7 protein-coding genes are annotated in these 15,213 nt (G+C 55.2%); 1 reads left to right on the top strand and 6 read right to left on the bottom strand.

Annotated elements, in window-relative coordinates; translation table 11 throughout:
• Positions 1-168 precede the first annotated feature (168 nt).
• The gene (locus tag IQK56_RS20095) at positions 169-1,896 is read left to right on the top strand and encodes a tyrosine-type recombinase/integrase (RefSeq protein ID WP_246500254.1); all 1,728 of its coding nucleotides are present in this window, start codon (positions 169-171) and stop codon (positions 1,894-1,896) included.
• 654 nt (positions 1,897-2,550) lie between these two features.
• Here the strand turns inward: IQK56_RS20095 and IQK56_RS20090 are convergent.
• From IQK56_RS20090 to IQK56_RS20065, 6 genes are all read right to left on the bottom strand, one after another.
• Positions 2,551-8,544, bottom strand: coding sequence for a calcium-binding protein (locus IQK56_RS20090; protein ID WP_193862327.1), 5,994 nt, complete (start codon positions 8,542-8,544; stop codon positions 2,551-2,553).
• Positions 8,545-8,554: 10 nt separating this feature from the next.
• Complete coding sequence (locus tag IQK56_RS20085; protein WP_150762168.1) at positions 8,555-9,103, bottom strand: hypothetical protein; 549 nt, start codon at positions 9,101-9,103, stop codon at positions 8,555-8,557.
• Between the two features lie 84 nt (positions 9,104-9,187).
• The gene (locus tag IQK56_RS20080) at positions 9,188-10,597 is read right to left on the bottom strand and encodes an HlyD family type I secretion periplasmic adaptor subunit (RefSeq protein WP_150762169.1); all 1,410 of its coding nucleotides are present in this window, start codon (positions 10,595-10,597) and stop codon (positions 9,188-9,190) included.
• Positions 10,598-10,621: 24 nt separating this feature from the next.
• Entirely contained in the window at positions 10,622-12,757 is a 2,136-nt protein-coding gene (locus tag IQK56_RS20075) for a type I secretion system permease/ATPase (protein WP_150762170.1), read from the bottom strand.
• Positions 12,758-12,874: 117 nt separating this feature from the next.
• Positions 12,875-14,287: a TolC family outer membrane protein gene (locus IQK56_RS20070; RefSeq protein ID WP_193901797.1), complete on the bottom strand. Its 1,413-nt coding sequence runs from the start codon at positions 14,285-14,287 to the stop codon at positions 12,875-12,877.
• A gap of 440 nt (positions 14,288-14,727) precedes the next feature.
• The coding region (locus IQK56_RS20065) for a hypothetical protein (RefSeq protein WP_193862329.1) at positions 14,728-15,213 on the bottom strand (486 nt) is incomplete at its 5' end.

Here is a 15,213-nt window from a genome sequence, read left to right as displayed (position 1 = left end):
GGCGTCTTTTTTCGTTTCTGCGGAAAACCACGGGAATCCAGGGTAATCCGGTACGTTTAAGTAGTTTCTTAAGTGGTTTTTACGGAACGACTGGAAAACGTATTTTGGCTGGTTCCCTTCAGGTTACCGGACGAGCATCGGGTGCTGACTCTCTAAAAGGAGCTCACCATGCCACTCTCGGAATTCACCATTCGTCATGCCCGGCCTACGGGTAAAAAATACACTATCGGCGACTTTGACGGCTTGTCGCTCATGGTGACTGCTGCTGGCAGCAAATGCTGGTTATTTCGCTACTACTGGGCTGGGCGACAGGTGTGCATGTCCTTTGGCATGTATCCCGCAGTTAGCCTGAAAGAAGCGCGCACCCGGCGAGACGAAGCGCGTAAGTTACTGGCTCAAAACATCCACCCGTGCGACCACCGAAAGCGGCAGCGTATTGAGGCCAAGGCCGAAGTAAAACAAACTTTCCAAGCGGTCTATAACGACTGGATCGACTTCCGCCGCCTGAGCCTGAAAGAAGGCCGGCAGACCACACTCTCGCAGATCCTTAGGGTCTTCAAAAAAGACATTCTGCCCACCCTGGCTGAACGCCCCATCAAAAGCATCACCCGCCACGATCTGCTGGCGATCCTCAGCACCATCGAACAACGCAAAGCCTTCACCATGGCCGAAAAATGCCGAACCTGGTTCAACCAGCTGTTCCGCTATGCCCTGGTAAAAGTTGAAGGCATGGAACTCAATCCCGCCTCAGACCTGGACGTCGTCGCGTTGCCCAGGCCACCGGTGGCGAACAACCCCTACCTGCTGATGGAGCAACTGCCCGACCTGCTGAAGGCGATCCGACAATACGGCGGCCACCTTCAAACCAAACTGGGTTTGCGCCTGCTTCTGCTGACCGGTGTGCGCACAGGCGAATTGCGCTACGCCACGCCTGATCAGTTCGATCTGGAAAAGCAGCTATGGGTCATTCCGCCGGAGGTCGTCAAACAGCTCCAACTCAAGATGCGCAAGCGCAATAAGCCGGCCGGTGAAATTCCGCCTTACGTCGTTCCGCTTTCCGTCCAGGCAATCGAAATCGTCCGCTACCTACTTGATCAAGTCGTACCCGCACAGAAGTTTCTGTTCTCACATCGCAGCAACCTAAAACTGCGGATCAGCGAGAACACACTGAACAATGCCCTGCACCGAATGGGCTACGCCGACCAGCTCACCGGGCACGGCATGCGCGCGACCATTTCAACTGCACTACATGAGATCGGTTACCCCAAAAATTGGATTGACGCGCAGCTTTCCCATGCGGATCCGGACCAGGTCAGTGCCACCTACAACCACGCCAGATACATCGAGCAGCGCCGCACGATGATGCAGGATTGGGCGAATCGGTTGGAGCTATGGGCGCAGGGCAAGCATGAGGCTGCGTGTTCGCCGCTGACCATTCGGTTGGAAGGGACGGCACCGTTGCTGGCGGCGGAGGGGGGAGCTAGCACTTCGTTGGTCTATGACGTCGCTAGTGCGCCGAAAAGGGTTGTGGCGTCTTCCTGCGCTGAGGGTGATCCTTCACGTCCGGCAGCGCGCGAGGAGGGCGCAGTGGTGGCAGATGAGCCGGTTGTTTCGGATATACAGCGTGAGCGTCTTGCAATGCTGGCGGCTTATGAGGCGCCGACTAATTTGACCGTGCCAGATTTTGCGCGGTTGGCGGGGGTGTCGAGGGAGCAAGTCAGTCGGGAAATCAAGGCGGGGCGGTTGTTAGCGATCAGTCTGGGTAATCGAGGGTTGCGGGTGCCGGATTGGCAGCTTGACCCATCTCGCTTGGCGCAAACGCAGAAGGTTCTGATGTCGGAACAGGCGCCATGGGATGCCTTCTGGATTCTTTCAAAGCGACTGCCCGCTCCGTGATCGAATATTCGGTGGTGAATCCAACTACCTAATAAGGGGGAGGGTTGTGTTCTGAGCCTTCGGAGATAGTATCGCGTTAATTGTTGGGCGTTGAGTTGACAACAGCCCTCTGAAAGGCAGGTATCGGCCAAAAGCGGACGGTAGCTAGCGACCGGTTGAATCTACAGCCATAAGCGGACAGTAACGATGTATCACAAGAAGCAATGATGGTGGGAAAGGTTTGTGGGAGTTCGAATCGCTTCTTCATCGCCACATTCAGTAAGCGCAAACTACTGCTTTCCTAGAGAAAGTTTGGGTTTTGTGGTTTTTGGCGTCTGAAAAAAGGCCATATGGTTCTGATATGGGACTGGTGCGCTATTTGGGTGCGGAAAACAAAGCGTCGAGATTGATTGGTTGAGCATGATCCGGCTGCAATGGACTAGTCTCTGCAGACGCCTCGATCAAGGACTAATCCATGCCAAATAATTCAGACTCCAACATCGCCACGGCAGACGCTCTGCTTCTGCACAACCAGCATGCCCTGGGTGCAGCAATAGAAGAGGTCACTAGATGGTTTTCAGAAAATGGCGAAGAGTCCCTCTAATGGAGATAGCCGCAATGCTTTAGGGTCAAACACGACGCGGTTGCACGTCAACCGCGTCTAAGATCTGATGTTTAAGCCGCAGGACTCGTCAACCAGCTACTGCTCAACGTTGCCAGTAACGAAGCATCTGAGATAACGCCCGATGCCTTCGGATCAAATCCGGGATGACTGCCACTGAACCCTGCCATTGCCTGAACCAACTGGTCAACCTGCGTCCCCAGTAGATAGTTCGTATGGCTTCCACCGAGGGCGATCCTGTCCAGCCGGCTGACGGAGTTGTCATACCAGCCCTGCACAGTGATGTCGGTATCGCTGCCCAATAGTTGCACGCGCAGATCATTACCCGCCCGCTGAAACCACAGCGACTCACGGGACTCGTTGTCGATGCGCAGGGCACCCCGGGCTTCTCCTATCCCATTGATAAGAGTGTCGTGCCCCCGCCCTCTGGCAATTACATAGTGGTCATAGCCACCACCGCCGATCAGCAAGTCATTGCCCCCTCCTCCTTCAAGTCGGTTGCTACCGGTATCTCCCGACAGGATATCGTCGTGGCTGGAGCCCAGAAGGTTCTCAATACTCGTCAGCCGGTCGATCCCACCGTACCCGTTGCTTGCCGTGCCTTTAGCCAGATCTACGACCACGCCGGTTGGGGCGCCTTCATAACTGGCCATATCATTACCGGCACCACCGCTCAGCACGTTGTTTCCGCCCTTGCCTGTCAGAACATCATCACCGGCCCCACCATTGAGTACGTTGTCCCGACTGTCACCGCTCAACCGGTCAGCGAAAGCACTGCCGTTGAGGTTTTGCACATGGGTAAAGCCATCAAAATCCCGTGGCGTGAGTGAGTCAAGTTGCGCAACTATCCCTTTGCTTGAACCGGAGTAATCCACGGTAGCAACACCTAATAGATTGTCGTACAGGGAGAGAGCATTGAGATTGACCCCGGTTAAGGTCAGTAAAGGAGTGCCTGGCGAGAAAGACAGACGGGCCTGCGCCGAAGCATCTTCATCCAGGTAAGCCGTGCTGGAGGCTGAACTCAGCAGCAATCGGTCGCCTGAAACTCCGGCCTGAAAAACATTGATGCGGTGACCGGTTGCTCCCGCCGACTGCGTGAACAAAAACATATCGCGGCCTGCACCGCCGGTCATGCCATGCCCATTCCCGGCGCCTGAAATCAATAAGCTTGCGGACGCAGCAGCGACCGCTGAGACTTGGCTACCCGAAACGAACTGAACATCAGCGTAACCCAACACCGATCCCAACGCCGTTTTGTAGGTTTGCAGACTGGCGCTTGCTTGGGTGTACGCTTCTTGCGCACTCGCCTGAGCCGTTAGCAATGCATTGGCTTTGTCCCTATCGACAGTAGACGCCCATTCGTAACGGCTGGTGCTGGTCACCGTTACCCAGTGTGCCGGAGTAAAAGGCGGAAATAGACTCTTGGTAACGTAACGTTGTGTTGTCGTAACGACAGTTGGCGGCAGGATGCTTGCGAGGTTGGCCGCTGTTTGAGCGATCAGCGCCGATGAGCCTGCCAAGCCATCGAGTGCATTTTGATAGAGTGAAACCGTACTGCCCAACCCGCGCTCAAATACGGTCGCTGCCTCTTTGGCTGAGTGTGCGGTCGCGGCACTTTTCGTGTCATTCGCGTTGACCGCCTGGCCCAACGCAGATTGCCGAGCGCTGGCTGAAGACGCCACTGCTTGCCCCACGCTCGTAGTCAGCGACAGTGAACTGTTGATCGATGCGAAGGCGGCAACAGAGGCGGCAACAGCACCCACGCCACGTTCCAGATAGGGGTTGCTGGTCGTCGAGGACGGCGGAGAAGACACCTCGAAAATATGCTTTACATAAAAGGCATCCGCCTTCAGCGCGCTGATGCGCTCGTAGCTGACCACGCTCTTGGGTCGGCCCGTCATTGGGTTGGTCGAATCGAAATTGAACTGTGTCGTGAGGATATAGGCCTGTGGGTCCTGGCTATTGTAATAACGGTAGGTGTTCATACTGGGGACCAGGTAAATCAGCGACACCTGACGGCCAAGGCTGCTGGCCTGAGCACTCTTGCTGCCCAACGCCGCAATTGCCGCCGCGGCCTGGTTGGCGGCCGTCGTCGCCAGACCTGCGCCTTGCGTGAGCGCGCCCGACTCATAAACCCTACGCGTTTCGAGCGCGACATTTGAAATCGAAGGCACCAGTGGCACGTCCACATGGGCGGTAAAATAAGCGTCCAGCGACGGTGGCTTATTTATCGTCAATGGGTCTACGGGATTAAAACCGGAATTGGCTTGTTTCCAGGATTGTTGAGTGGCAATGGCCAGTTCCACCGCATCGTTGCCAAGCCGCAGACCGTTGGACAGTTCGATAGCCGCGAGCTGACGGTAGTCGGCTGCGAACCAGTCCTGAATTTCGATGCGGTCATGGCTGCCCAACACAGCTACAAGCAGGTTGTTGCCTTCGCGTGCCAACCACAAGTCGGCCGCCTTTATACCTGCTTGTAACTTCAGTATCGAACTCGGCCCGGTATTGCCCGAGACACCATTGATCACTTTATCCTGGCCGTCTCCCCGATCGAAGACGTACACCTCGTTGCCACCACCGCCTTCAAGCCGATCATTGCCTCGACCACCTGCCAACACATTATTGGCGGTGGTGCCTGTCAATGTGTCGCTCCACGCGGAGCCGATAACGTTATCGATGTTATACAGCGTACTTTCCAGGCTATCGCGTCCTGAGGACAAATTGACGTTCACACCGCCGGCTATCTCTGTATAGCTAACGACATCGGTGCCCGCTCCACCATCGATCCAGGCGCCTCGCCCGGTTACCAGAAAAGTATCGTTGCCAATGCCGCCTCTGAGCACAGAACTCCAATCGCCACTTATCAGCGTATCGCCGTAGCGTGAGGCAATGATCTCGTTGATATGCACTTGGCCGTCGTTGAGCCCGTTATTTCGCAGACTGCGTACTCCGGCCTGGTCATAGCCGGCGAACGACAGTGTGCGTACACCGCTGAAATTGGCAAACAGGCTCAAGTCCGAGGCATTGGCGCCCAATAGATCAACATAGCGTTGGCCGCCGGCGGCTATTACACGCAGGCCATCTTGGGTGCGAATGAGAGAGGCGCTATCGCCAAGTCCAAGCAACTGAACCTGATCGCCAGCGCTGCCCGCCTGAAATCCTTGCAGAGTCACCTGCCCGGAAGCCTGGCTGACCAGCACGTTATCGACACTGTTATTGAGCACGAAGCGTTGCGCGCCGCTGCCCGCTAGAATCAAGTTGTAGCCTTTGTCGACAGCCACTGTCCCTCCCGCCACGCCGGTGTAGGCCTTGGCGTAACCCGCTGATTGCGCGAACGCCCCAAGAGACGTGTCGATACCGACTTTGAGGTCCCTGGACAATTGCAATAAGGCGGCGTAAGCGGTAAAGGTATCCGCAGCGAAACCCGCATCATCGGGGGAGAAAAAAGTATTATTCCCGGGTAAATGGCCGATTGAATTCTTATTCACCGGAACCAGGCTGTTCACTTGGCCGCGCAAGGCTTCCAACCTGCCGGTGTAAGCAGCCCACGCCTCTGAGGTGGTCAAATACGAGGCCGCTGCGGCGCCCCATGAGATAGCGGCAGAATGTGCCATGGCTTGGGCGGTCGAACGCGCCTCAGCGCTCGGCACGGCGTTGCCAATTTGCGCCGCAGTTTGCGCCTGCTCCAGCGCCATCGCCCCCGCATCAACGGCTTGCAGAGTGGCGCGAACAGAGCCGTAGTACGTCGAGCCCTGCTGTAGCAATGTCATCACTTGCTTACCGGCAGTGCTCCCTTGTTGGGCACCACTTTCACCTTCATAGAAGGTGATGAGCGTTCGATCGCGCACCCCGAGCAAAGGGTTGGGAAACCCCTGGCTACTGCGATAACGCTGCTTGACTGACCAGGCCTGCAACGCGGCCGTATAACCTACAAAGTCAGGCGCCGTCGTTGCCAGCGCCGCGTCAGCACCGCGCGCCTGGCCTGCGGCCATCGACGCGTAACCTTTGGAGGCGTAATCGGCAAATATCAGGGTGCCTGGGTTGATGGGCGCGGCCCCTTGAGCAGCCTCGGTATTCTCGGCCAACCCAATATCGGCAATATCTCTTCGTGTGCCATTGGTGAACGTAAAACCGGCGGTGGAATCGATTAACCCACCTCCCACCTGACGGCCGTCATGCGTCGATATCAGGTCAATGGATGCGATACCCAGAGACGTCAATGTTTTCAATTCGTCAGGTGTAGAAATGCCATTCTGATCCGCATCCACCCAAACTTTAACGGCGTCAAAATAACTGCCCCCGGTCGAGGGGTTGATCAACGCGGTATCCCGAGAGAAAACCGCACTCCCAGAAGCGGCGAGGGTCGCCAGTGCGGAAAAGCCATTTTGCCCTGCAGGTGCCTTGCTTCCAGGTACCGAGAAGGACTCCCCAAACCACTCGGTTGCATTATCGATAGCGCCATTGCCATTGGTATCAAACACCAGGATGCCGTTGTCCGCCCCGACCCATCCCACCGCGCTCTTTACCCCATCGGCGTTATGATCGAACATGGCGTTGCTTTGTGACGGTGGGAGCATTTTTATGCCGTTGCCTGCCAAGTCCAACACCAGCGGCAGATGGTATTGGCCAGATCCCGATACCTCCAACGGTAGGATGGTGACGACCCCAACGTTGTAAGTACCCCAGCCTTGCTGAGCAATATTGAGTACTTGCTGGATTGCCGCCTGTAAGCCGTTCGACAATCTCAGTGCAAAAGGAATACTGGCGCCCAATGCAGTGGGTGACCAGCGATCAGAATAGGGTTCCTGGGCCAGGCGATGCTGCAGAGCCTTCAAGGACAGGGCATTTTCTGCAGCAGCGAATGCCCCCTCGGCAGGTGCAGCCAATAGGGCTCCTATTTGTGTCTGCTGAGATGCCAGGGTCTGGGACAAGACCAACGCGCCAGCTTGGGTAGACGTCTGGCTGATGAACGCGGCCAGATCCTGTGCAGGTCCGGTGAACGTTTGACCGTTCTGCTTCCAGGTGGTGTTTACAGGCAGTCCATCGAAACCGTAGGTCTGCTCCACCGCCAATCCACCATCGGCGTTTCTCCATGCGACGGCTACCCCTTGAGCCGTCAAACGATAGGTAGCCGACAAGTCGCCATAGCTGTGTGATACAGAAACGTTTTGCTTTCCAACGGTAATAGTCGAATCTTTCGGGACCTCCATTAAGGAAATTCCGGCGACGCTGATTTGAACGCTATCTTTCTTGTAGAGCAATGTCGCTTCACCAACAGCACTGGATGCAAGCGGCACGGTCAGTTTCAAGTTTCCGTCAGCATTAACACCTATATCGCGTATGGCCGCTGCAGTATCGGGTTGGAGAGGGGTTCCAACAGGTGCAAGGCCCAGGAAAGGCATGAGTATAAGCTTCTGCCAATCGACTGTTTTAGCAACGATAACAACCACTTCACCCGTCTCTTCTATCCCGTGATAGAGAGAGCGAGCAAGCCCACCTGCGTTTTGTAAAAGAGCAATACCATAGTTGTGAACAAGCTCGGCATTCGTCTCGCCGGTCACCTGAACAAAGTCATAGCCCAAACCACCTAAAGCAACAGGAAGTATGTCACCCAAGGTCCCGGCCCAGTTCCACTTTTCCAATCCCAGTCCATTGACCGCTGAGCTTACGTCCTGATCAATAATTTGATCAATGCTTGAAATAGCTCCTGTAATTAATACCGAATCCAAAACAGCAACCGCCAACTGATCGGATGCCTTCTGAAATTCAGCATCAGTCAAATTCCGCCCAGTAAGATCGACGGCGACATACATTGAACCGCGCACCATCTCATTTGAGAAAGAACCATCATTACTATTGATCGACTTTGCAGCCTTGAGCCAATTAGAGGCGATGATTAGATCCCTTTTCGTGGCTTCATCAGACGCTAAAAGGAGCTTCTCATTAACAATATTTCTCATATAGTCATAGGCGGCAGGATAGTTCTTGGCATCCTGAAACCCCTGCAACACGGCCTTTTGATTCGAATCAAACTCAACAAGGTTCATACTTAGCCCCTCAGCGAACCAGTTTCTGACTTAAAAAACCCGTGATAGTCGCATCTAAATATTCAAGATCCTGATGGTTTTTTGAATATTGATAAAAAACAAATACGTCTCCCGCCACAAGCCTTTTAGCCAAATAGGTATTTCCCATATTCCTCACAAAGACAACTTCACCATCCTTGCCACGAAAACGATACATTTCGTCAGATCCAACATCATAAATATCGATAGTGCCCAAGCGCCTATCTGGCTCCCGCGTTCCGATGATTCCATTTTGGTCGTATCTTTCAGAATCAATATGGCTCATCCGCAAGACAACCACAGAGTCATCCACCACTCTGGCACCTATCAATTTCATCTCAGGATATTGAACTGTAAGCGTCACAACACTGCCGTTACGGGTTTCCACGAGTCGGCACTCTTCTTTTGAAAAATTAAACTTAAAAGACGGCCCACCACCCAGCCCCTTATTTTCAAAAGTACATGGCACTGTGGCGCTCCCTATAAGTGGAATCGTCGTAAGAAGTATCGCCGTGAGGAGTATTTTTAGTTTTAGCTGCACAGAGCACGCCATCAAAAGTGAGGACCTTAAACCTAAGACTGTTCGAGCCGCGCAAGACCGAACCCCATCCATGAAAATAGTCGCCTAGCGCTCTCTCAAACTCTCCTGAACATGCTGCTGCAAAGGGCTCAGGAAGTAATCCAGCACCCGACGCTGATCCGTCTTGACCTCCGCCGTGACCGACATACCCGGCGATAGCGCAACGCGTTCTCCCTTGATATTCAAATGATCCTCTTTCAGTCGAATCCGACTGCTGTAGACGGGCCCACGCTTTTCATCGTCTATCGCATCGTTGGACACCCCGATCACCTCCCCTTCAACGGTGCCATAACGGGTGAAGGTGAAGGTTTCCACCTTGACGGTCACCGCCTGGCCGGCGTGGACAAAACCCACATCCTTGTTTTCCAGCAGCGCTTCCACTTCAACGGGCTGGTCGGTAGGCACGATGACCATCAATGCCTGCGCTGGCGTTACCACACCACCCACGGTATGCACCGCCAGTTGCTGGACAGTGCCAGCTACCGACGCCTTGAGCTGGGTAAGGGTTTCTTGATAGCGGGCCTTGGTCAGCAGCTGAACCAGGCTCGCTTCCTTCTGGACAGCCTCTTGTTGCAGATCCAGCATGGCGCGTCGAGTCTGCGCCACCACGCCTTCGCGTCGACGTTGTGCTTCGCCCCGGGCAGCCGTGGATTGCAATACGCTGGCCTGTTGCACACTCAGTTGGCGCAACACATCCAAGCGTGCTTGTTCCTTTTGCAGGTACTCATGGCGGGCAACATATTGCTGGGCTAGCAAGAGTTGATAGTCCTCAGCCAACTGTGTCGCGATCGGCAACGCCTGACGCAAGCTGACCACCTGCACCTGCGCAGCCTGGATGTCCGCAGTGCGCTGCAGAATCTCAGCTTCTGCCTGCGCCAACTGGCTTCGATACTCTTGATATTGCCCTTGCAACCAGCGCTGGGCACTCAGCGTCTGCTCGGGGCTGAGATCCACCATGCTGTCACGCGCCAGCATCGGCTCTTGCTGGTGCTCGATAGCCTGCAGCATCGCCGTACTACGGGCGCGATCTATACGCGCTGCCAATAAGTCACCCTGCGTGCGTCGTACCTCAGTATCAGCCGAAGTCGCATCCAGTTCGATCAGCACCTCACCCACTTGCACACGCTGCCCGTCACTGACGTGGATCGCCTTGACCACCGCAGTTTCGCTGGATTGGATCAGCTTGGTTTTACCACTGGGGACTATTTTCCCGGAGGCGACGGCCACCACTTCGATGGTTCCAAAGTAAGCCCAGGCAAGCGCCAGGACAAAAAACAGCATGATCCCCCAAACGAAGACTCGCGGGGCCGGATGCGCCGGGCTGTCCTGCAAGGTCAAAGCAGCCGGCATAAACGCCAGCTCATGGGGTAGTCGCTTGGGCGTTTCCATCCTCTTGCGCTGGCCCCAGGACTCTCTCCAGACTTGCCGATAACGCTGTAGCAGTGCCAATGCCATGCTAACTATCTCCCTGCCCTGTTTTTATCCTTGTTGCATGCGGTGCAGGCGTGAGTAATGTCCTGCCTGATGTGCCAACAATTCAGCATGGGATCCCTGCTCGACAATTTGTCCGCGGTCCACCACCAAAATGCGGTGGGCGTCACGCACTGCGGACAGCCGATGCGCAATGATGATGACGGTGCGACCGGCGCAAATGCTTTGCATGTTCTGCTGAATGACGCGCTCCGACTCATAGTCCAACGCGCTGGTGGCTTCGTCGAAAATCAGGATGCGCGGGTTGCCGATCAACGCGCGAGCGATGGCGATTCGTTGACGCTGGCCACCAGACAAGGAGGCCCCGTGCTCCCCGACCACGGTGTCGTAGCCTTCAGGCAGTTCCAGGATGAAGTCGTGGGCGCCGGCCATCTGTGCGGCCTGCATGACCGACTCCAACGCGATACCGGGGTCTGTGAGTGCGATGTTTTCCCGAATGCTGCGGTTGAACAGCATGTTGTCCTGGAGCACCACACCAATCTGCCTGCGCAACGACGACACATCGGCCAACGCCAGATCCATGCCGTCGACCAGTACTCGCCCACGTTCCGGAACATACAAGCGCTGGAGTAAACGCGTCAGCGTGCTCTTTCCAGAACCCGAACGCCCCACCACGCCAATGACTTGCCCTGCCTCGATCTGCACGCTGATACCGCGCAAGACTTCAGAGCCATCCACCCGATACCGGAAATGCACTTGGTCAAATTCAATATGACCTTTCAACGGTGGTAGCGCACTGCGCGCCGCCTGAGCCATTTCCGTGCGCGAGTTCAGAATATCCCCAAGGCGCTGCACAGAAACGCCGGTCTGCTGAAAACTGGTCCAGAGCTGCGCCAGACGCATAATCGGTTGGGAGACCCTGCCGGCCATCATGTTGAACGCTATCAGTGCGCCCACCGTCAATTGACCGTCAATCACCAGGCGTGCGCCCATCCAAAGCGTTGCTACCGTGACCAGTTTTCCAATAAAGGACACACTCTCGTTGGCAATCGCCGACAGGTTTTGGGTCTTGAAACCTGCGGCAACGTAGCCAGCAATCTGATCCTCCCATTTGCGGACGACCTGAGGTTCAACCGCCATGGACTTCACCGTATCGATGCCATTCACGGTCTCGACCAGAAATGCCTGGTTTTCCGCACCGCGTGCAAAGCTATCTTGCAAACGCGCACGCAGGACGGGTGTAACTATCAGCGATACCAAGAAATACAAGGGCAGCGACAACAGGACAATCAAGGTCAGCCACGCGCTGTAGTAGAACATCACAGCAATAAAAACCACTGAGAACAGCACATCGAGCACCACCGTAATGGCGTTGCCGGTGAGGAAGCTGCGGATGTTTTCGAGCTCACGCACCCTGGCCACGGAGTCCCCAACCCGCCGAGCTTGAAAGTACGCCAAGGGCAGATTGACCAAATGACGGAACAGCCGCGAACCGAGCTCGACATCAATGCGGCTGGCGGTGTGGGCAAACAGGTAAGTGCGCAGGCCACTCAAGGCCGACTCGAAAATCATGATGCCCAGTAATCCGGTGGCAACCACGTCCAGAGTCGTAAGCCCGTTATGGACCAATACCTTGTCCATCACCACCTGGAAAAACAGTGGCGTCAGCAGCGCAAACACTTGAAGTACGAACGACACCAACAGCACTTCACCGAGCAACTTGCGGTACTTGATGATGGCTGGAATAAACCAGGTGAAATCAAACCGAGAAGGTTGATTGGACGACCCCGTTTCGGATCGCAGGAGAATCAACTCGCCGGTCCATCGTAACTGCAACGTTTCATAGTCGATGACTTCGGCACGCGCCTGACGGGGATCGTGAATCAGCGCCTTTCCCTGGTCGACCCTGGCAATGATAAAGAAGGTGCCATCAAGGTCTGTCGCAATCGCCGGAAGTGGGGTTTGGTCGAGGCGCCCCGTCGTCGTGTGGATAGCCTTGGCCTTGAGGCCCGACTTCATCGCCGCCAATAGCAATTCCTGTTTTGCACAAGAGCGGCCTTCGGGGCCAAATTCGTGAGCCAACTGCTCGGCACTCACTGCAATGTCATGCAGGCGCGCCAGCACCACCAAACAGGCCAGTCCCGTGTCTACAGGTAATTCCGTATGTGAGCCTTGTTCGCTCATAGCGCATCCATGCCAGTTCAAAAGTGCTCAATCAAAAAGTGCAGCACACATCTACGCCAGATTCATGGTGGTTGTGTGACAGTGGGGTCTTGTGGAAGCTTGAAGTGCGCTCCTTGATTAACGCTGATTTCGTGCATCCACCGGCAGAAAGTCTCTATCGGCGTCGTAAGTTTTAGTCAGGTACATAGCCAGGCTGGAGAGATCGGCTGGACTCAGCGTCCCAGCGGCCTGTTTGAGTTTCAACGTGTTGATGATGTAGTCGTAGCGTGCGTTGTTGTAATCCCTGACCGCGTTGTAGAGTTGACGCTGGGCATTGAGCACGTCGGCCGTATTGCGTGAGCCCAGTTCACGCCCAACCTGGTTGGCTTTAACAGATGCCTGGCTGGACAAGATAGTCTGGCGCCTCGCGATCACTTGCTCGGTATCGGAGTTGACGGCGCGGTGCAAATTACGCACGTTCTGCACGACTTCACGCCGTTGGTCTTCGCGCTCATCCTCGCTCTGTGCCAGACGCTCGGTGGCTTCACGCACCTGGGAACGCGTAGAACCACCCGAGTACAGCGGAATATTCAACTCAAGCCCCACACTGCGTTGCGCGACGTCGCCGTAATAGCCGGAACGCCCAAAGTCCGTGGGATTGCTGTAGCCGAAATTGTCGTTATCGCCCTTGCGATAGGAGACCACCGCATCCAGCGTCGGCGCAAAACCCGCCTTGCGTTGGCTACGCGTATGCTCGGCGGCGGCGACGGCATAGTTGCTCGCCAACAACGCAAGATTTTGTTGCACAGCCCGGCTGACCCACACATTTGAGTCGTTGGGCTGAGGCGTTTCTATGGGAAGTTGATGCGCAATCGCCTCAATGGACGAATAACGCTGTTTCGTCAGTCGAGAAAGCCCCTCGAAGGCATCCTCCACTTTTCGCTCAGCCAGCTTGCGATTAGCGGTGGCCGTGTCGAAGGCAGCCTGCGCATCCAGTAAATCGGTAATGCTTGAAGCGCCATTGTCCAAACGAGCCTGCGCTTGCTGCTGCTGACGCAGCAACGCGGCCTCTTCAGCCTTGGATGCAGCCAATAAGTCCTGTGCGCGCAGCGTTTCAAAGTAAGCCTGCGCAGCGCTTAACATCAATTCCTGCTCTTTTGCCGACAGCTCAAGTTCTGCCTGAGCGGTACTCGCCTGCGATGCTTCAAGCGCAAACCAGCGATCAAGCCGGAACACCGGTTGATTTAAATTGGCTTGGAATACTTTTTGATTACGGGTACGCGTCAACGAAGGTTGGTCGCGTTCCAGTCGCACCGCTTCCACCGACCCGCCAGCGCTGAGGGTGGGAAGTAACCCCGCTTGCGCTTGAGGGATAGCCTCACGTTGCGCACCGAACGCGTGTCGGGCGGCGGAAAGCTTTGCATCGTTAATGACTGCTTGCTGGTAAACACTCATCAGGTCTGCGCGCCGAAGCTGATCCTCGGCTAGTACCGGATTGAAAACGCCCAATACACAGGCAATCACACAGCAAATCCTTGTGCAGTTACTCATGACAATCCATTTTCAAAACCATGCCTCTCGGCATTCGTGGGGCTACAGGTATCGCAAATCGGCAAGGATTGTAGAGCGTTAATTGTTACCGTTTGGAGTTTGCGCGCATCCGCGAATTGCCAAGAATCACTTGCCGTTGATCTATAGGGCACATCCAAAAAAACGCAAGCAGCCGGGGAAGGCCCGTAAACCATCGTGCATCCTAAATCGGATGCTCACGATGTGAGTGAGTAAGCCATTTGCGGCGCTCGACATCACAAATTGATTCGGGATAATCGTTACCGATTGAGGTACTAGATTCTTAATGCGGCATAACCTGCACCTTACGCCAAATGGTTTGAATCGGTCCTTCTTCCGTAGACGCTTTCAAAGGACCGCTTCTGGCCGATCGCGGTCACTCATAAGCGGCCGCTTTCGGCCAAAAGCAGCCGCAGATCTGATCACCCTTTAGCCACCACCCCAAAAAGGTGGTTCAGGCCTAGGAGTGAGTAATTACCTTGTTGGCTCTCGAAGATATAGGTTTTGCTTTGCTCAACTTCGGAGGATTCGGTTACGGCAGTCACCGCTGGCGCACTGACGAATACAACGGCGGCAAGATGGGCATGTGCGGGACTCTTCAGCAATTTCGTTGCCCTTGTCGCCAGCCAGTTGCTCTCATCCTCAGCGAGTGCTTCAAGACTCTCGCCAGAATGGCGCTCAATCCTCATCACCAGGCACGCTGGGCGATTGCCGGTCAACTGCTTGCGGATAGCCCTCTTTGCCAAATCGTTTACGGCCGACTCGAGCTTACTAGACACTACACTTTGAACGCGAACGGCAAGGTATCCGGCCTCGCCTAGGTCCTTGATAACCTGATGCGCTGGTTCATATCCAAGCATCTGGTTTGAATAATCAAGTAGATGCTCAGTAAGCGGCCAGCGAACACA

This window comes from Pseudomonas cyclaminis (assembly GCF_015163715.1).
Taxonomy (GTDB): Bacteria; Pseudomonadota; Gammaproteobacteria; order Pseudomonadales; family Pseudomonadaceae; genus Aquipseudomonas; species Aquipseudomonas cyclaminis.
Note: the sequence above shows the minus strand (reverse complement) of the source record. Positions and strands in the feature narration are given on the sequence as shown.